This is a genomic window from Streptomyces sp. NBC_00582, from assembly GCF_036345155.1.
Taxonomy (GTDB): Bacteria; Actinomycetota; Actinomycetes; order Streptomycetales; family Streptomycetaceae; genus Streptomyces.
The window spans coordinates 141438-158506 of record NZ_CP107772.1; the positions used below are offsets into that span (position 1 = coordinate 141438).

Genomic DNA, 17069 nt, shown 5'->3' on the forward strand with positions numbered 1-17069 from the left:
GGTCCTGGGCCTGGGGCCTGGGGCCTGGGGCCCGAACGGGACGTCGACCGGTCTGGGCATCGCCATCCTGCACGACAACCGCCTCGGCGCCGCAGGGCCGAGAGGCGAGCAGGTCGGTTACGTCGAACACGTGACGAGAGCCGTGGCGCCCGGCGGGCGTCACGGCTCTGAGTCAGCGTCCTCGGCCCCGTACGCAGACCGCACCGCGGCCCTACGGCCGGCCGAAGAACTCGAGAGCGGTCGGCACGAACTGCTCGTGGTACTGGAAGATGCCGCCGTGGCCGCCGTCGGGGTAGATCACCAGCTCGGCGTTCGGCAGTCGCCGGGCCATGTCCTCCGAGTTCGACGTCGGGACCATCCTGTCGTCGTCGCCGTTGGCGACGAGTACGGGCAGCTGGATGCGGGAGAGATCCTGCGGCCGCGCCAGCCCCCAGCGGTGGATGGCCTTGAGCTGGGAGAAGTAGGAGGTGAGGCGGATCGCCTTGTCCCGGTCCTTGGTGCGCTCCTTCAGACGGGCCAGGAACTCCTTGCCGGCCCGAATCCCGTTCGGGGTGCGGGTGAAGAAGAGGAACTGCTTCACGTCCTGAAGGGTGAGCAGTGCCCGGAGGGTGTCGTAGTGGGAGATCCGGGTCACGTTCTTGATGCCCTCGCCTCCGGCCGGACCGGTGCCCGCGAGGATCAGCCTGCGGATGAGCTGCGGATCGGTCTGGGCGATCACCTGGGCGATCATGCCGCCCATCGAGAAGCTGAGGACGTCGACCTGCTCGAAGCCCAGCGCCCGGATGAAGGTGACGGCGTCCTTGGCCATCTCCTCGATGGTCTTCGGCGTCACGCCGGTGGAGGCGCCCACGCCCCTGTTGTCGAACGTGATCACCCGGCGCTTGGCGGCGATGCCGTCGACGACCCTGGGGTCCCAGTTGTCGAGGACCGCGGCGAGGTGGGTGATGAAGATGACCGGCATGCCGGTCCGGGGGCCGAGGTCGCGGTAGGCGAAGGTCACTCCGTCGGCGGTGACGGTGCGGGTCTGCGCGTTCTTGTACGACGTCACCACGTCACCATGTGTTTCGCGTGCGTTCACGGTCGTGCCCTTCGATGTGTGGGTTACCGCCACGGTGCGCCAGCCTCTGCTTCCTCGCAGGTCGGCGCGGAGCGGTGCTCCCGTGTCTCCCGGCTGCGGCTGCAGTCCGGAGTCGACGGTCGGAGGGGGCTCATGAAGAACCGCCTGGATCAGGTTTCTGAACAACCCGTCAACCATTGAAGTATGACCATAATTTCATCAGGGTGCAAGTGGTGGAGCCGAACGAGATGCACAGCTGTGGAATCACGGGTTCCGCCGGGCTTCGCGGCGCACAGCACAGCGCACCATCAGGGCAGAAGCGGCTCACCTGCGCCGACGGCTGCGAGACTCCGGTCGTGACCGGCGAGTCGCGGACGTCCGGCCCCGGACCGGTGACAGCCGACGATCAGTACAGCGGTCACGACATCGATACCGGCGTGAGGACGACACCTGGCTGCGCCCCGGATTCCAGGACGAGGGCCGGGCCGGAGCCCGAACCGTCGACTACGACAACGCCCGCCTCAACCCCGATCCCGCGCCGCCGGTACAGCGCGTCGCCGACTTGCACCCGCGGTGGACCCGGCGCGACGCTGACGGTGCCCTTCTGCTCGCCTTCGGACAGAACATCGTGGGCCGGCGCGAGCTCTGTGCGCACGGAGTGGCCGGGACGGTGATCACGGCGCGGCAGGCCGAGGCCATCGAGGACGGCGAGCTGTGCGTACGGCCGCCGCGTTCGGCTCCGGCGGCCGGCCACTTCGTCTTGAGCGGCTGCGAAGACGGCTTCGAACCGGCCATGGCCTTCCACGGGTTCCGCCGCGTTGAGCTCACGGGCCGGCCCGACGGCATCCCGGCCGGTGACGCGGTGAGCGCCGTCGTCATCGACGTACGCCCCGTCCTCGAACTGTCGTGGTGTTCGCTCGTGCTCCCGCGCAACACCGTCGCTGTGCGCAGATCGGCCGGCTGATCCCCGGTCCGGTCGGCCCTGCCCGTCGAGGTCGGCGAGGCCGAACCGGCTGAGGCGATGGCGGTCGCGTCCCGGGCCGACGACGTCGGCGACACCGTCGGTCCGACCGGGAAAGGCCGCTCCACGGCGACGCCGGATCTCATCGGGAGTCAGATCGCGCTCCTCGGCGACCTCAGAGGCTTGGCCGGCCCCTCGTCTCGTCCATCCAGGGCAAGCTTTCGACGCTGCCCGCCTCGGAACTCCGCGCGGACGCCATCGACCAGGCCTTCAACCCGGGGATGCAGGGCGGTCGGGCGATCGCCGGGCTCGCGCTCGAGCGCATCGAGCCGAGCGGGCGGCCGCCCCTCAACGTTCCCCGCCCTGCCGGACAGCTGCCGGTCTGCTGCGGCCAGGTCCGGGGCGTCACGTCCGCCTTCGGCGGGGGCCTCAGCTCCACGACGGTGCACAACTCGGCACCGGCAATCCAGAATTGTCACGTCGCCGGTACGCACCGACTGCCCAGCCTCGATGGCGGCGTCGGTCAACCATCGTGCAAGCGCCGCCTCACGGCTGTGAGGCGGCGCTTGCACGACTGTCAGCCAGCCGCCGCCGGGGTGCGGGACCGGCGGCACGGTCGGCGTGCTCAGGCGGCGAGGAAGTCGGCCACCTGCTTGGTGAAGGCCTTGGCGTGCTGGAAGAGGAAGGCGTGGCCGGCGTCGCCGTAGAGGAGGAGGGTGGCGTCGGCCAGGTGCTGGACGGCGACGTAGGACGCGTGGGCGGGGACCATCACGTCGTGCAGGCCGTTGGCGTACAGGACGGGGTGCTTGATGGACTCCAGTTCGGCCCGCACCTCGTCGAAGGGGGCGGCCAGGAGCTGGCCGATCGCGGCGAGCATGCCCTGCGCCGTCGCCTCGGTGACCGCGGGGCCACCGGCGGCGAGCCGGGGCGCGACGTGGGCGAAGTGCTCCTGTCCTGAGGCGCGGGCCGCTTCCGTCTCCGGGTAGAACAGGTACAGCATGTCGTCCTGGTCGGCGTCGGGCTTGGCCATGATGCCCAGGACCTTCTCGCTCGCCTCCGGCGCACCGGGCACCCAGCCGTTCGGGCCGCTGCCCGCCACGATGATCTTGCGCACCAGCTCCGGGCGACGCGCGGCCAGGCGCTGGGCCACGAAGCCGCCCAGTGACCAGCCGAGGACGTCGGCCTGCGTGAGGCCGAGGGACTCGATGAACTCGGCGGCGCCCTCGGCGAATCCGTCGATGGAGTCGCGCGGCTCGCCGGTGGTGTGGCCGACGCCGACGTTGTCGAAGACGATCACGTCGTGGTCGGCGGCCAGGTAGTCCAGGAACTCCGGGTCCCACCAGTCGATGGTCGCGCGGAAACGCTGCAGCAGGACCAGCGGGACACCGCCCTGCGGGCCCATGCGCCGGTAGGTGAAGGTCGCGGAGGGCCCCTCCACGGTGAGGTTCTCGGCCTTGTCTGCCAGATACGTACTCATGACGTCCTTCTCTTGCTGTCGGGTGCCCGTCAGTTCTCGTGGGTCTGCTCACGCAGCACGCAAGGCTTGCTGGGCCTGTGGGGCCGCTGCCCTTGACCGGCGCCCTACGCGGCGAGCCAGGGTTGTGGATCAGGCCGACGATCCGCTCGGATCGCTCGATCACCTTCTCGCCCCCCGGGGGCGACCCAGGCGGCTTCCGGCTCGCTCCGATCACCTCGGAATCCACCGTGCCGAGCCGTGAGCAATTAAATTATATTCATAATACTAAGCAGGCGCGCCCCGGGCGCGCAAGAGGGCTCCCGTGGCGGGCGAAGCCCGCGGCCGGCCTCGCAGCCGCATGCGGGTTGGCGGCGCAGGCGGTCCAGCGCAGCGGAGACCGAGGGGCTGCAACCTCGCCCCGGCCGCGAGGGCGCCGGAATTCGGTGCTATTGAATTACGTTCACAATACAATACATTGGAGGAGCCGCTGGAGGGCGAGTAGCCCACCCGGCACGCAGAGGAGTGTGCGGTGCGATACAGGCAAGAGCACAAGCAGGCCACCAGGCAGAGGATCATCAAGACTGCGGGCCGCCGCTTCAAGGAGGACGGCATCGACGGCTCGGGCATCGCGGCGCTCATGAAGGACGCCGGGCTGACCAACGGCGCCTTCTACACCCACTTCACATCCAAGGACGACCTGGTGGCCACCACGATCGCCGACCAGCTCGAGGCCCAGAACGCGAGCATCGTCGCGCACGCGGAACCGGGCCGCGCCGGCCTCGAACAGATCGTGCGCTGGTACCTGTCCCCCTGGCACCGTGACAGCCGCGACATCGGCTGCCCCTCCGCCGCCCTGCTCGACGAGATAGGACGCTGCACACACCCGACCAGGCAGGCGTACACCGAGGGCGTACTGGTGGTCGCCGACGGCATCGCCGCCCGCCTGGCGCCGAACGACCCGCTCTCGGTCCGCACCATGGCACTCAGCGCGTACGCCATGATGGCCGGCACGCTCCAGCTCGCGCGGGCCCTCGCCGACCCGCAGCTGGCCGATCAAGTCCTCGAACAGGGCATCCACAACGCTCTCGCACTGCTGGGCATCGAGCACGGGTACGCCACTCCCCGAACCGACCCGCCCAGAACGCACCCCTCACCGCAGGCCGCCCGTTACACCTGAGCAGCGCACCGCGTGACCCCACCGCGCCACCTGCCCGCGCCAGCAGCCGGCCGCCCGCGCGACCTCACAGGCGGCCGCTCGGCCGGCCGCCGGGGCCTCGCCGGTCCGCCCCGCGCCCTCGCTGGAGAAATCAAGCACCGATGGACCTCTCCTCGATCCGGCAACCCGTTCTGGTCGCGAACGGCGAGGACGACCGCATGCTTCCCGCACGAGCATCGTTCGACCTCGCGCATCGCCTGCCGAACGCCTCACTTCGGATCCACCCCGATGCCGGCCAGGGCGGCGTCTTCCCACACCACGAGCAGTTCGTGCCGCATGTTCCGGAGCTTCTTCGATGAGCTCCCACACCGGAGGTATCAGAAAGATGAGTCTGCACAAGATGGTTCTTGGTTCCGCGAGCCTCGGGGTCGCCGTGATCGGGTTGATCTATCTCTTGGCTCCCCACCTCTTGCTCGACGTCTACGGGGTCGACATCCAGTCGCCGTCGGAGGCGAACATTTTCAGGAGCGGTTCCGGGTCACTGTACGTAGCCCTGGCGATCCTGTTCTGTCTGGGAGCCTCCCACACGCGTTACACCAGGACTTCGCTCGTCACGCTGTTCACCTTCATGAGCGGCCTGGCTGCGGGGCGCCTGGTCAGCATCGTGGCGGACGGGTGGCCCCATCCGCTGCTGATCGCCGTTCTTGTCGTCGAGGCTTCCTACGCCGGCGCTGCGGCCTATGCGTTGCGGGTGGCGGACTCCTCCCCGCAGCTGAGGGAGACCGCCTGACAGTCAACGCCCCCCGTGCGGCAGGGCGCACGACGACAGCTCTCGGTGCGGCCGGCTGAAGGCATCGCTGGAGTACATGGGGGTCGCGCGATGCTGGCCGCACTATCTGATCGGTCGTTCTCGCAGTGCAGAGGGGTGACCTGCGAGAACGGGAACCTGCGGCTCGATCGCGCATCCAAACCGGCGAACAAGTCGCTGAACTCCCGCATCAGCGGCGCCACTTCGCGCGGCCACGCCAGGTCTCGGCGGGTGAAGTGCACCCGCCGACCCGTAAGCGAGCACGACGCCGGACGATAGTTCCGTGGACAGTTCAGCAGCGCATAACCCAAGCTCCACGGCCACCGGTGAAGGCGCTATGTGAAGTCGGCTCTGGCCGCAGTTGCGTGAAAGCGCACCCCACGCGCCGCCGCCTTGGCATGCTGGGTGCCTTGGTACGGAGAGGACTCGATGCCAACACGTTTTGACACCGTGGGCGTGATGGACGAGCGGCGCTGGTACGCCGCGAACGAACTCCTGGCGTTCCTGGTAGAGCTTGCCGCTCTGGCGTGCCTGAGCTGGTGGGGATTCGCCGTCAGTCACGACGGCGCCCTTCGTGTTCTGCTCGGGGCGGGAACACCCTTGCTGGCCATGGTGCTGTGGTCCTTGTTCGCGGCACCCAGGGCCCGGCTGCGGCCCGGGCTGTCGCTGGTGCTTGTGGTCAAGGCGGTAGTGCTGGGTGGTGGTGCAGCGGCCTTGTACGGCGTCGGGCATCCTGCTGCCGCCGTGGCCATGGCAGTCGTCGTGGTCGCGAATACAGCCGTGGCCGAGATCTTTCGCCGCAGGCCGCCCGCCCCGCATACAGGGCAGCCACCCGTAGACGGCTCACCGGCTTCCCGCTGAGGATGCACGACATTGCGGGCAGAGCCGCGATTTCCCCCACAGCTGCTCTTCGTTCCCCCTTCGGTTGCTGTGGGCAATGAGGGCTGCTGCGGGGCCCACCCAGGCCGTCTCCGCAGCATCGAACCGCTACGTGGCAGGGCCGGACACCTGAGCCGCGTGACGTCCGACCTCCCATTCTGCCGCAGCGGCACGCACGAGTGGCCGAGCTGCGCGGACGTCGGCACGCCAGGACTGTCATGGAAGCGCACACGGCCGCCCTGACGGAACCGAAGGAACCGAGCACAGCCGGCCGAACCTCCCGAACGGCCCCGGTCCGCGTGCGCCCGCAGCGACGCGCGGACCGGGCGCCACGCACCGCGCCGGCTTCGCGCCCCGCGGGGGTGTTACGCGGCGGCGTTGCAGGGCCGGGGCTGGTGGGTCACCGTCCGTTCACCAGGGACACCCGGGAATGTGGGGTTCCGGGAGCAGGCTCCACCTGTGAGACGCATCATGGGAATCGTCCTCGCGGTACTGCTGATGGCGGGTGTGGTGGTCGCCGTCGTCGCGGGTCGCAGCGATGAGGACAAGGGCACGGCAACGAAGACCGTGCGGATGGTGATCGGGTCGGAGAAGGCGGAGTTCTTCGCGGATCCGGACGTGGTGAAGGCCCTCGCCGCCAAGGGCTACACCGTCAAGGCCGAGACCTCCGGGTCCTGGGCCATGGAAGGGCTGAACCTCAAGGGCTACGACCTGGCGTTCCCCAGCAGCCAGGCGCCCGCCGTCGAACTCGCGGCCAAGTACAAGGTGCAGGGGACCCTCCCCCGCCCCTTCTACTCGCCCCTCGTCGTCGTGGCGCACAAGAGCGCCGCCGGGGTCCTCGCGGCCAACGGCCTGGCCACCCTGGACGCCGCGCACCGCGGCACCCTGAAGATGGCCGCCTATCTGGACGCGGCCCGCGCCGACCGGACCTGGCAGCAGCTCAAGGGCGCCGACAAGTTCGGGGAGCTCACCGGCACCCTCTACCTGTCCAGCACCGACCCGCAGACCTCCAACTCCGGCGCGCTCTATCTCGCCGCCGCCTCCTACGTCGCAGGCGGCGGCAAGGTCGTCGCGAGCACCGCCGAGGTCGACAGGACCGCGCCGCTGCTGCACAAGCTGGTCAGCGTCCAGGGCGCCCAGCAGTCCAGCACGGACGCGGCTTTCCGGGACTTCGTCAGCGGCGCCGGCAACCCGCTCGTCCTGGTCTACGAGTCGCAGGTCGCCTCCCTCCTCGCGCAGGGGCAGCAGCCCGACGACCTGGTGGTCCTCTACCCGGACACCACCGTCAACAGCGACCACACCGCCGTGCCGCTCACCGGGAACGGCTCCCGCCTCGCCCGACTCCTGTCCACCGACCCGGGGTTGCGCAAGCTGGAGATCCGGCACGGGTTCCGCCCGCAGGGCGTCGCCGCCGAGTTCGCCTCGGCCGGCACCTACCTCAAGCAGCGACTGACCGGCGTCCGCCAGGCGCCCGTGCCCACCTCCGCGGTGCTGCACGAGCTGGCGCGACGGGCGCGCGGATAAGAGGGGACAGCAGCAGATGAGCAGCACCGACAACGACTTCACCCTCACCCCGCCCGAGGCCGTCGCCGCCGTTCCGCGCGAGCGGGCCGGCGGACTCGTCCCCGTGGACGACGCCGTCCGCACCGACATGGCGACCAAGGCAGCCGCCTACGTCGACGGGCTCGCCGCCCTCGACGCCCGCTCGCCCGAGTTCGTCGGCAAGGTCGGCGAGATCACCGCGCTCGGCGCGGGCGAGATGCGCACGGCCGCCGCACAGTCCAACCGCATGCTGGAGCGGACCGTCCGCAGCCTGCCCGACAAGGGCGGCGACGCCCAGTCGAAGGTGGCCGGCTCACTGGTCGAACTCCGGCGCGTGGTCGAGGACCTGGACCCGCGGGACCTGCCGGCGAGCAGGGGCCGCACGTTCCTGTCCAGGCTCCCCGGCGGCAACAAGCTCCGCGACCACGTCGCCAAGTACGCCTCCGCGCAGGGCACGTTGAACAAGATCGTGGGCTCGCTGCGCGGCGGCCAGGACGAACTGCGGCGCGACAACGCCGCGTTGCAGACCGAGCGGGTCCGGCTCTGGGAGACCATGGGCAAGCTCCAGGAGTACATCGTCCTGACCGACGCCCTGGACTCCGCCGTCGAGCAGCAGATCTCCGGCACCGAGCTCACCGATCCCGAGCGGGCCGACAGCCTGCGCGCCGACGTCCTCTTCCCGGTCCGGCAGAAGCACCAGGACCTGCTCACCCAGCTCGCGGTGTGCGCACAGGGCTACCTCGCCATGGACGTCGTCCGCCGCAACAACGACGAGCTGATCAAGGGCGTCGACCGGGCCGCCACGACCACCGTCTCGGCGCTGCGCATCTCGGTCATGCTGGCCTCCGCGCTCGACACCCAGAAGAAGGTCATCGAGCAGGTCAACGCCCTGCGTGGCACCACCGAGGACCTCATCCGGGGCAACGCGGAGATGCTGGCGACGCAGAGCGGGGAGATCCAGCGCATCGCCGCCGACCCGGCCGTCGGCGCCGAGACCCTGCGCGCCGCCTTCCAGCAGATCTACCGCACCCTCGACACCATCGACACCTACAAGGTGCAGGCGACCGAGGCCATGGCGGTGACCGTCGAGAACCTGACGGCCGAACTCCAGCAGGCCGGCACCTACCTGGACCGCAGCCGCTCCCGCAGCGCGCTGGAAGGCGGCCTCTCATGAGACGACCCGCCAGGCCCCTTCGCCCTCTTGGTCCCCTTCGGCCCCTGCGGCCCTTCCTCGCGCTGACCGCCCTCGCCCTCCTGCTCACCGCCTGCTCGGCGGTGGCCGACCGGGACGAGAAGGACCCCGGCGCGCCCCGGCCCGGCACCCTGCGCGTCCTCGCCTCCAGCGAGCTGAGCGACATGGCCCCCGTGCTGGAGCAGGTCCGCAAGGACACCGGCGTCACGGTCCGGCCCACCTACATGGGCACGCTCGACGCCGTGAACGTGCTGGCGAAGCCCGGCACGGACGCCAGGTACGACGCCGTGTGGCTGTCCTCGGACGACTATCTGCGGCTGCGCCCCGACGCGGCGAAGAAGATCCTCTCGGAGACGCCGATCATGTCCAGCCCGGTGGCCATCGGCGTGCGGACGGCGACCGTCGGCTCCCTCGGCTGGAAGCCCGGGCACGTCACCTGGTCGCAGATCGAACAGGCGGTCCAGGACGGTGAACTCACCTACGGCATGACCGACCCGGCGCGCTCCAATTCCGGTTTCTCCACGCTCGTCTCGGTCGCCTCGGCGCTCTCCGGAGCCCAGTCCGCGCTCACCGACGCGGATGTCGCGAAGGCGGCCCCGAGGCTGAAGGAGTTCTTCAAGGGGCAGCAGCTGACCTCGGGTTCGTCCGGCTGGCTGGCTGGCGCGTACGCCCGGCGCGGCGACGTCGACGCGCTCCTCAACTACGAGTCCGTGCTCGAGGGCATCCCCGGGCTGACCGTGATCCGCCCCACCGACGGCGTCGTCACCGCCGACTACCCGTTCTCCTCCCTCGCCGCGGCCGACGCGACGACCCGCGACAACGTCAAGCGGGTGACCGACGCGCTGCGCACGCAGGCCGTCCAGCGGCTGATCACCGTCAAGACGCACCGCCGCCCGGTCGTCGCCTCGGTGCCGCCCGCGGCCGGGCTCGACACCGCCCGCCGGCGCGAACTGCCCTTCCCCGGCACCCGGTCCGTCGCCGACGGGCTCCTCGACGCCTATGAGAACGACCTGCGCCGCCCCTCCCGGACGGTGTATGTCCTCGACACCTCCGGCTCGATGCGGGGCGACCGGCTGCGCCGCCTCAAGACCGCCCTCACCGACCTGACCGGCGACTTCCGGGACCGCGAGGAGGTGACGCTGATGCCGTTCGGATCGGACGTCAAGAGCGTGCGGACGCATGTCGTCAGCCCCGCCGACCCCGCCGCCGGGCTCGCCGCGATCCGCAAGGACACCAAGGAGCTGTCGGCCGACGGGGACACGGCCGTCTATACGTCGCTGGAGAAGGCGTACGACCACCTCGGCGCCGACCGGGACGCGTTCACGTCGATCGTGCTGATGACGGACGGCGAGAACACGGCGGGCGCGAAGGCCGGCGACTTCGACGGCTTCTACCAGGGCCTCAGCGCCGAACGGCAGGCCATCCCCGTCTTCCCCGTCCTCTTCGGCGACTCCGACCGGGGGGAGCTGGAGCACATCGCCGAACTGACCGGCGGTCGCCTCTTCGACGCCCAGAAGGGCTCGCTGGACGGCGCCTTCGAGGAGATCCGTGGCTACCAGTAGGTTCGTCGGATTCCTGGAGTCCCGCAAGAACATCGCCGGCAGCGCGGCGGGACTTACCGGCCTGGTCCTGACCTTCACGGGCGTCGCGGGCCCGTACTGGCCGGTCGTGGTCGTCGGCCTCTACGGCGCGGGCGCGCTGATCGCCCCGCCGGAGCGGCCCGAGCTGCCCGACTTCCCCGACCCGTCCGCGCAGCTCGACGAAGTGCGCGGCGACTTCGAACGCCTCGGCGCCTACCTCGCGGAGGTCGATTTGCCCCCGGCCGCCGCGGGCCGCCTCACCGAACTGACCGGCCTGCTGACCGCCCTCCTCGAACCCGGCTGGGTCGCGGAGATCCTGGCCCAGGACCCAGAGGGCGTCCACACCCTGTCGAGGGCGGTGCGCCACGACGTTCCCGAGGCGGTCGACACCTTCGTACGAACGAGGTGGTGGGCACGGCTGGCACCGGGCCAGGATCCCCCGGAGCGCCATCTGGAACGCCAGTTGACCCTGCTCCAGGAGGAGGCGGAGCAACTGGCGGGCGCGCTGCGGGAAACAGAGGCCAGACGCCAGGAAACCCACACGCGTTACCTGGAGGACCGCTCGCAGTAGCCGCCTCGGGGGCGCGGGGCCGTATCGATCACGGGCGGGCCCGTCGGCCCAGCCGCTGCACCACCCCAGCCGACCCTTGCCTGAACCTCTTGCACAAGTACATCAATCAGGGCCGCGCGGACGCTGAACGCAGCCACATCTCCCCCGCGCCGGCTCGCCCGGATGATCCTCGCCAGGCCCGACAACCTCCAGGCCGATCAGCCCGATCTGCTGGCCCGGACCACTGCAGTGTGCCCCGAGACGTCCCAACTGGCCACCGTTGTCGGTGACTTCGCCGAACTCCTGACGCCTTGCGCAGAAAATGCGCTTCCGTACAGCGACGGCCCCACCGAGGGCGTCAACACCAAAACCAAGCGGATCGCGCCGCCAGATGCACGGACGAGCAGGCTTCACCCTGCTTCGCCACCGCACCCTCCTCGGACAGCGGCACGCTCCGTCACCACCGAATATGAGACAGGGCCGTTCATTTGACAGACCCTGGCGGCCGGCCGGTCAGCGGCTGGTGGGGACCAGGCCGCAGTCGTATGCGGTGATGACGGCGTGAATGCGGTCCCGCAGCTGCAGTTTGTGCAGGATGGCCGACACATAGGTCTTGATGGTGGTCTCGCTGAGGTGAAGCTCGGCCGCGATCTGCGCGTTGGAGCGTCCTTCGGCGACGTGGACCAGGACTTCACGCTCGCGTCGGGTCAGTATATCGAGCCTGTCGAGGTTGCGCGGCGCACCTGGAGGTGTGGCCCGTGCGACATGGTCGAGCAGCCGCCTGGTCGCGGTGGGCGCGATGACGGCGTGTCCCGCGGCGACCGTGCGGACGGCGTCGGCGAACTGGTCGGCCCGGGTGTCCTTCAGGAGAAAGCCGCTCGCGCCCGCCTGGATGGCCGCGTGTACGTTCTCGTCGGTGTCGAAGGTGGTCAGGACGAGGATCTTCGTGGCGGCGCCGGAGGCCGCGATGGCCCGGGTGGCGTCGATACCGTTGACGACGGGCATACGAATGTCCATCACGACCACGTCGGGCCGCAGGGTTTCGCTCAGGGCTATGGCCTGGCCCCCGTCGGAGGCCTCACCGACGACGTCGAAGTCGTCCCGGGCCTCCAGAATCATCCGGAAACCGGTACGGACCAGCTCCTGGTCGTCGACGATCAGCACTCGGAGCATTGCGCGTCACCTGTCTTCGCGGGGACCGGGCGGGTCCAACGGTGGATTCTCGGGCGGAGAAGCGCCCTGGCCTTGGGCCGTGAAGGTGTCCTGTCCTCCGGCCGGGGAGGCGCCCTGTTCTTCCGCCGTGAAGGCGGCAGCACCCACAGGTATGCGGGCGCTCACCTGAAAGCCCCCCGCTTCCCGGTTGCCCGAAGCGACCGTGCCGCCCAGGGCGTGTACCCGGGCCGCCATGCCGGTCAGTCCCCGTCCGCTCCCCGCGAGCGAGGGCGAGACCGGCGCGCCCCCGAGCAGGCCCCAGCCGTCGTCGGCGACCTCGACGACCAGGACGCCGCCACCCGGGTCGTCCGCGGAGTGCCGGTGAGCGACGCTGACGACGGCGCGACGGGCGTGGGCATGGCGCAGCGTGTTGGTGAGGGCCTCCTGGACCACGCGGTAGGCGGCCAGGGCGACCGTCGGCGGCAGCGCCGGAACGGGCCGCGCGACATCGAGGTCGACGGCCAGGCCGGTGGCCCTGACGTGGTCGATCATGGGCAGGAGTCCCGACAGGTCGGTGTCACCGTGCGAGGGCGTCCGGGGCGTGCCGGTGGGCGAGGAAGCGGCCGGGGAAGCGGGCGCGTCGGAGTCGTCGTGGAGGGCGTTGAGCAGGGAGCGCAGGTCCTTGAGGGCTTGGCGGGACACATCTCCGATGGCCTCCACCGCGGCCTTCGCGCGGACCGGACTGTGCTCGAAGCCGTCGGCGGCCGCCGTGGCCTGGATCACGACCACGCTGATGGTGTGGGCCAGCACGTCGTGCACCTCGCGAGCCACGCGCAGGCGCTCCTCCGCAGCCGCGGTACGCATGAGCAGGGCATGCTGCCGGGCCGCGGCGGCACTGCGCTCGTACAGCCGCTCCACGTGCTCCCGTGTGCGCTGAGCACGCTCCCGGCGGATCCCCGTCCGCAGCCCCGCCATGATCACGAGCTGGAACACCGCGCAGACGGCCGCCGCCTGGGTTGCCCCCGGCAGGGGGCGCATCGCGAACGACTCCGCGAGCGTCGCCGCGATGTAGAACGCGGTACTGACCGGGGTGATGCCGACATTCGACGCCGCGCTCCCGGCCGCGAGAAGCACGGCGTAGGAATCCACCCGCCCGCCGCTGCGCGACAACTGCGCCAGAAGGTCCGCGGCCAGGGAAACGCCCAGAACCGTCAGAGGCAGGCGCTCACGCAGGACGAGAGAACCGCAGCCGATCAGGGCGCACGCACACCGCCACGCCGTCCATGTCGACGACGCGGGGGCTCCGAGAAAGGTGCCGTGGGCACCCCAGAACGAGAGGAACATGACAAGCAGGGCGATGCCGGTGTCCCTCGCCGTCGACCGCCGCACCCCCACCCAGTCGCAGACCGCTGCCTGCCAAGGCGTCCTCACGGCCCGAACTATAACTACACCGAACCGGGTGCCCCGGAGGGCCATCGCACCTGCCCTGAGGAAGGTGTCCGGAGCCCGTCCCACCCCTTCCACGGAAGGAGAACATGACGCCGCCACGAAGGATCCGCGTCCCCCGCGCCACGTCCTATGCTGCCGGAGCGCTCCTGCGGCGCCCGCTCAGCAAGTCCACCGACAGCACGTCAGTTCACGGCCCATCAGCACCTTTTGGCATCTTCTTGATGTCTCCGTGGTGTCCGCCTGGGACCTCCTTGGCATGACCGTGACACTCCAGCCCCCCGGAAGAGAGCATCACATGAGAATCAACCTGGCCACTCTTGCCGAGCGGTCCCAGCGAGTCCTCAAGCTGGAGGAGCCGATCGAGGCGGTCGGCATCTTCGGTCTCCAGGACGACTATCTGGGCCTGGCGGTGGGGGGCGTCGCGTCGGGCACCGTGGCCTCCATCCTGGACGCCGACGCGCTCACCGACGGAGTGCTCGCCGCGATCGGAATCCGCGCGGCCCGCCGGGTCAACGCCAATTCCCAGGGGGTGACCGTACGCATGGTCGTCGTCGTCACCGCGACGTCGATACACCTGCTGGCTCTCTCGGGCTGGGGGTACGAACCCGAGCGTGAGCTCCTCCGTATGAACCGGGCCACCACCACCAGCCAGGTCAAGTGGTGGGGCCTGTCGCGCCGATTGAAGCTGAGGGACGCGGATGGTCAGAAGATCGAACTGACCAGCTCGATCTCCTACCTCTCCTTCTACCGGAAAGGCGCCAAGGCCATTCTCGCCGCACTCGCCTCCAACGCGGCCTGACGCCCGCTCGCTTGCCCGCAGTGGGACCGGGCGGCCTCGGCCCGCTACTCAACCGGCGCCACCGCTGTCCCCGCCGGCCCTGGCAGCGGACAGCCTCCGCTCCGTCTCCACCGTCTCCAGCACCTCGACCGCCGGGGCGGTGCCGAGAGACGGCGCCGCACTGGCCCGGCGCTACGCTCCCCTGATCTTTCTCCACCCGGACGAGTCCCCCGTCCAGCGTGGAAGCGCATCTGAACAACACCCCTGCACCCAAACGGCGTTCATGACGGGCAGCGCCCGAATCGGAACACGGTGCCGGTGCTACGGGAGCGTCGCCTTCAGAGCCACGTGGTGCGGCAGGATCACGGGCCATGGACTCCGCTATCGCAGCCGCACTCGTCACCACACCCACCGCCGTACTCGCTGCCTCGGCTGCCTACGCCGCCGGACTTCATCAGGCACGTGGAGCCCGCCGTGGGCCGGTAGACGCCGTCCGCCGGCAGCATCAGAGGGACGCATATGCCGCCTTCCTCGGCGCAGCCACCACCTACGCATACGAGACGCGACTCACCCGGAACCAGGAACGGGCACTCGCCGAGCCCTCTGCTGGAGACGAGGATCACGTGGACCGCGTTGAGCGGCGGTCGTGGGAACTGCGGGCGGAGGCCGCCGAGTTGATCGATCCCCTGCAACGGACACTGCCCGTCGTTCTCCTCGAAGGTCCCAAGCACATTGCCGAGCTCGCCCAAGAAGCCAGCATTGCCGCTCATATGCTGCGCTCCGGCGCCCCGCAATTTGTGCACCGCAGGACGGCGAGCGACCCCCAGGCGGTGCAGAGAGCACGCGAGGAACACGCACGCCTTGTCGATGCGATCGACGCGTTCACGATCGCGGCCCGTGACCACCTCAACGAAAGTCCCGACCAGGTGGCCGACGCCGCATGACTTCAGAGTGGCCAACCAGAACGCACAGTTATCTGTGGGTGATGGCGCTCATGAGGCAAGGGCGGGACAGTCAGCAGAAGACCTGACCGCCTGATGGCCACCGGAGAGGCCGCCTACGCAGCGCGGCCGGGCTCGCGACGTGAGGCGGCGCCGTTGCCTTCAACGGCATCGATGCGCTCCGGACCACGTCGCGAGCTTCTGGTGCAGCTCCTCACGCGGCGAGGGAGAGACCGAGACGGGCAGGGTGGCTGACGCGGGTGCGGTCGAGTGGGTGGCCGTTCCACCAGGTGCCGAGGCGAATGAGGTTGAGCGCAACCGACGCGGCTGGGACATCCTCGCCCTGTGGGTCGCCGGTGTTCCGCTGGGGCCGGCCCCACAGGGAACGCACCGCGACGTCCAGGACGACGCGGGCCATCTCCTTCGCAGCGCCTTTGCTGCTTCACACACCGCATCACGGTGGTGCTGCGGTCGTCTGGCCGGCAGTGAGGGAAGAGTGAGGTCAACTGGTCGGGGGCGTGACCTGCTGGCCCGCACAGGCGACCGCTCCTCCCCCTCCTCCTGCTCGCCGCCCACCTCGACCACCCTGCTCCGGGCAGCACAGCTGCAGGCACCATCCGCCGCCAGAACGGCGCCAACGCCCGACGCGGCCGCTCCGGAGCGAGCGCAGCGGCCGCGTCGGCGTGGTGGTCGGCGGCCGCGACGGGCGTGGGCCCCGTGAGCGTCAGCGGGCCGTGCTGAAGTCCTGCGTCCAGTAATTGCCGGGCTGCGCCACCGCCGCCCCGATTTCCTTGAAGCCGCAGTCCAGAATGTTGCGCTTGTGACCGGCGCTGGCCATCCAGCCCGCCATGACCTGCTCTGGCGTGGAGTACCCGTACGCGACGTTCTCGCCGTAGGTGCTCCAGAGATAGCCCGCGCGCGTGATCCGCTGTCCCGGGTCGGACCCGTCGGAACCGATGTGTGACATGGTGTTGTGGCTCGCCATGTCCGCGCTGTGGGCCTGGGCGGCCTGCGAGAGCTTCGCGTTCAGGGTAACCGGGGAGCAACCGACCTTGGCGCGCTCGCTGTTGACCAGGGCGACCACACGGGCGACGGCGGGGGGCGCCATGCCGGCGGCGGGCGCCGTGGTGGCGGCGGGCGCCGTGGTGGCGGCCGGCTTCGGTGGTGCGGCGGTGGTCCTCGTCAGGGCGGGCGGGGTGGTCGCCTTCGAGACTGGCGCCTTGGGCTTTTCCAGGGCGGGCGCCACAGTCCCGCGAGGGGTCGTCGGCGAGGGCGAAGCCGTAGCCGCGGGCTTCGCGGTCCGGACGTCCCACCCCCGGTACGCGCCCCAGGACGCCTTCCTCCCGTCCTTCCAGGGACGGGACGTGGCGGTGATGGCGTCGGCTCCTCCGTCCCCCCCGCACGCCATGGCGGCCGACGGCACCACCACCGCGCCCATCGCCAGGACGGCGACGGCTATGGGCCGGCAGCGCGTCTTCCTGCGGTGCTTGCGGTGATTCCTCATGCTCGGACCTCGTTCGGTCGACTCTCCTTGCGCCTCCGGCGAGCTCGGTTTCACACACACACTG

18 protein-coding genes and 1 pseudogene are annotated in these 17069 nt (G+C 70.1%); 12 read left to right on the top strand and 7 right to left on the bottom strand.

The window, feature by feature from the left end:
• Nucleotides 1-211: 211 nt before the first annotated feature.
• Together OG852_RS00705 and OG852_RS00710 are read right to left on the bottom strand one after the other, a co-directional pair.
• A complete protein-coding gene (locus OG852_RS00705; RefSeq protein ID WP_166663688.1) occupies nucleotides 212-1078 on the bottom strand; it encodes an alpha/beta fold hydrolase in 867 nt (288 codons plus the stop codon).
• 397 nt (nucleotides 1079-1475) lie between these two features.
• A complete protein-coding gene (locus tag OG852_RS00710; RefSeq protein WP_166663676.1) occupies nucleotides 1476-1712 on the bottom strand; it encodes a hypothetical protein in 237 nt (78 codons plus the stop codon).
• Between OG852_RS00710 and OG852_RS00715 the strand changes: the two genes are divergently transcribed.
• Nucleotides 1686-2021 (top strand): family 78 glycoside hydrolase catalytic domain, encoded by a 336-nt coding sequence (locus OG852_RS00715; RefSeq protein ID WP_330351368.1) that lies wholly within the window; start codon nucleotides 1686-1688, stop codon nucleotides 2019-2021. The two genes, OG852_RS00710 and OG852_RS00715, sit on opposite strands and share 27 nt — an antisense overlap.
• Nucleotides 2022-2643: 622 nt before the next feature.
• Here the strand turns inward: OG852_RS00715 and OG852_RS00720 are convergent.
• A complete protein-coding gene (locus OG852_RS00720; protein ID WP_133916245.1) occupies nucleotides 2644-3495 on the bottom strand; it encodes an alpha/beta fold hydrolase in 852 nt (283 codons plus the stop codon).
• Between the two features lie 508 nt (nucleotides 3496-4003).
• Between OG852_RS00720 and OG852_RS00725 the strand changes: the two genes are divergently transcribed.
• The 9 genes and pseudogenes from OG852_RS00725 to OG852_RS00765 form a co-directional block, all read left to right on the top strand.
• Nucleotides 4004-4651: a TetR/AcrR family transcriptional regulator gene (locus OG852_RS00725; protein ID WP_133916244.1), complete on the top strand. Its 648-nt coding sequence runs from the start codon at nucleotides 4004-4006 to the stop codon at nucleotides 4649-4651.
• 140 nt (nucleotides 4652-4791) lie between these two features.
• On the top strand, nucleotides 4792-4989 hold the full coding sequence (locus OG852_RS00730) for an alpha/beta fold hydrolase (RefSeq protein WP_330346800.1): 198 nt from the start codon (nucleotides 4792-4794) through the stop codon (nucleotides 4987-4989).
• A gap of 26 nt (nucleotides 4990-5015) precedes the next feature.
• Nucleotides 5016-5420, top strand: a complete 405-nt coding sequence (locus tag OG852_RS00735; protein WP_330346801.1) for a DUF4345 domain-containing protein — start codon at nucleotides 5016-5018, stop codon at nucleotides 5418-5420.
• Nucleotides 5421-5897: 477 nt separating this feature from the next.
• Entirely contained in the window at nucleotides 5898-6299 is a 402-nt protein-coding gene (locus OG852_RS00740) for a YrdB family protein (protein WP_133916276.1), read from the top strand.
• 477 nt (nucleotides 6300-6776) lie between these two features.
• Complete coding sequence (locus OG852_RS00745; RefSeq protein WP_330346802.1) at nucleotides 6777-7841, top strand: hypothetical protein; 1065 nt, start codon at nucleotides 6777-6779, stop codon at nucleotides 7839-7841.
• A 16-nt stretch (nucleotides 7842-7857) separates the two neighbouring features.
• Nucleotides 7858-9033: a toxic anion resistance protein gene (locus OG852_RS00750; protein ID WP_330346803.1), complete on the top strand. Its 1176-nt coding sequence runs from the start codon at nucleotides 7858-7860 to the stop codon at nucleotides 9031-9033.
• On the top strand, nucleotides 9030-10613 hold the full coding sequence (locus tag OG852_RS00755; protein ID WP_330346804.1) for a vWA domain-containing protein: 1584 nt from the start codon (nucleotides 9030-9032) through the stop codon (nucleotides 10611-10613). Before OG852_RS00750 ends, OG852_RS00755 begins: the two co-directional genes overlap by 4 nt.
• Nucleotides 10600-11202 (top strand): hypothetical protein, encoded by a 603-nt coding sequence (locus tag OG852_RS00760; RefSeq protein ID WP_330346805.1) that lies wholly within the window; start codon nucleotides 10600-10602, stop codon nucleotides 11200-11202. The genes OG852_RS00755 and OG852_RS00760 overlap by 14 nt, the downstream gene beginning before the upstream one ends.
• Nucleotides 11203-11279: 77 nt before the next feature.
• A pseudogene (locus tag OG852_RS00765) lies at nucleotides 11280-11623 on the top strand (ISL3 family transposase); the annotation flags it as partial.
• Nucleotides 11624-11694: 71 nt separating this feature from the next.
• On the opposite strand, the gene OG852_RS00770 reads toward OG852_RS00765, so the two are convergent.
• Both OG852_RS00770 and OG852_RS00775 read right to left on the bottom strand, forming a co-directional pair.
• A complete protein-coding gene (locus OG852_RS00770; protein WP_133916239.1) occupies nucleotides 11695-12354 on the bottom strand; it encodes a response regulator in 660 nt (219 codons plus the stop codon).
• Between the two features lie 6 nt (nucleotides 12355-12360).
• The gene (locus tag OG852_RS00775; RefSeq protein WP_330346806.1) at nucleotides 12361-13764 is read right to left on the bottom strand and encodes a sensor histidine kinase; all 1404 of its coding nucleotides are present in this window, start codon (nucleotides 13762-13764) and stop codon (nucleotides 12361-12363) included.
• A gap of 313 nt (nucleotides 13765-14077) precedes the next feature.
• On the opposite strand from OG852_RS00775, the gene OG852_RS00780 reads away from it, so the two are divergent.
• Together OG852_RS00780 and OG852_RS00785 are read left to right on the top strand one after the other, a co-directional pair.
• Nucleotides 14078-14581 (top strand): hypothetical protein, encoded by a 504-nt coding sequence (locus OG852_RS00780; protein WP_133916237.1) that lies wholly within the window; start codon nucleotides 14078-14080, stop codon nucleotides 14579-14581.
• A 350-nt stretch (nucleotides 14582-14931) separates the two neighbouring features.
• Nucleotides 14932-15504: a hypothetical protein gene (locus tag OG852_RS00785; RefSeq protein WP_330346807.1), complete on the top strand. Its 573-nt coding sequence runs from the start codon at nucleotides 14932-14934 to the stop codon at nucleotides 15502-15504.
• A 211-nt stretch (nucleotides 15505-15715) separates the two neighbouring features.
• Here OG852_RS00785 and OG852_RS00790 read toward each other — a convergent pair whose 3' ends face one another.
• The gene (locus tag OG852_RS00790) at nucleotides 15716-15919 is read right to left on the bottom strand and encodes a hypothetical protein (RefSeq protein ID WP_330346808.1); all 204 of its coding nucleotides are present in this window, start codon (nucleotides 15917-15919) and stop codon (nucleotides 15716-15718) included.
• A 306-nt stretch (nucleotides 15920-16225) separates the two neighbouring features.
• On the bottom strand, nucleotides 16226-17005 hold the full coding sequence (locus OG852_RS00795; RefSeq protein WP_330346809.1) for a CAP domain-containing protein: 780 nt from the start codon (nucleotides 17003-17005) through the stop codon (nucleotides 16226-16228).
• Nucleotides 17006-17069 lie beyond the last annotated feature (64 nt).

Bases quoted from the DNA above. Each gene is read 5' to 3' on its own strand.
- OG852_RS00720 (WP_133916245.1), bottom strand. From the start codon at position 3,495: ATGAGTACGTATCTGGCAGACAAGGCCGAGAACCTCACCGTGGAGGGG.
- OG852_RS00730 (WP_330346800.1), top strand. From the start codon at position 4,792: ATGGACCTCTCCTCGATCCGGCAACCCGTTCTGGTCGCGAACGGCGAG.
- OG852_RS00735 (WP_330346801.1), top strand. From the start codon at position 5,016: ATGAGTCTGCACAAGATGGTTCTTGGTTCCGCGAGCCTCGGGGTCGCC.
- OG852_RS00740 (WP_133916276.1), top strand. From the start codon at position 5,898: ATGGACGAGCGGCGCTGGTACGCCGCGAACGAACTCCTGGCGTTCCTG.
- OG852_RS00750 (WP_330346803.1), top strand. From the start codon at position 7,858: ATGAGCAGCACCGACAACGACTTCACCCTCACCCCGCCCGAGGCCGTC.
- OG852_RS00755 (WP_330346804.1), top strand. From the start codon at position 9,030: ATGAGACGACCCGCCAGGCCCCTTCGCCCTCTTGGTCCCCTTCGGCCC.
- OG852_RS00770 (WP_133916239.1), bottom strand. From the start codon at position 12,354: ATGCTCCGAGTGCTGATCGTCGACGACCAGGAGCTGGTCCGTACCGGT.
- OG852_RS00780 (WP_133916237.1), top strand. From the start codon at position 14,078: ATGAGAATCAACCTGGCCACTCTTGCCGAGCGGTCCCAGCGAGTCCTC.
- OG852_RS00785 (WP_330346807.1), top strand. From the start codon at position 14,932: ATGGACTCCGCTATCGCAGCCGCACTCGTCACCACACCCACCGCCGTA.
- OG852_RS00790 (WP_330346808.1), bottom strand. From the start codon at position 15,919: ATGGCCCGCGTCGTCCTGGACGTCGCGGTGCGTTCCCTGTGGGGCCGG.
- OG852_RS00795 (WP_330346809.1), bottom strand. From the start codon at position 17,005: ATGAGGAATCACCGCAAGCACCGCAGGAAGACGCGCTGCCGGCCCATA.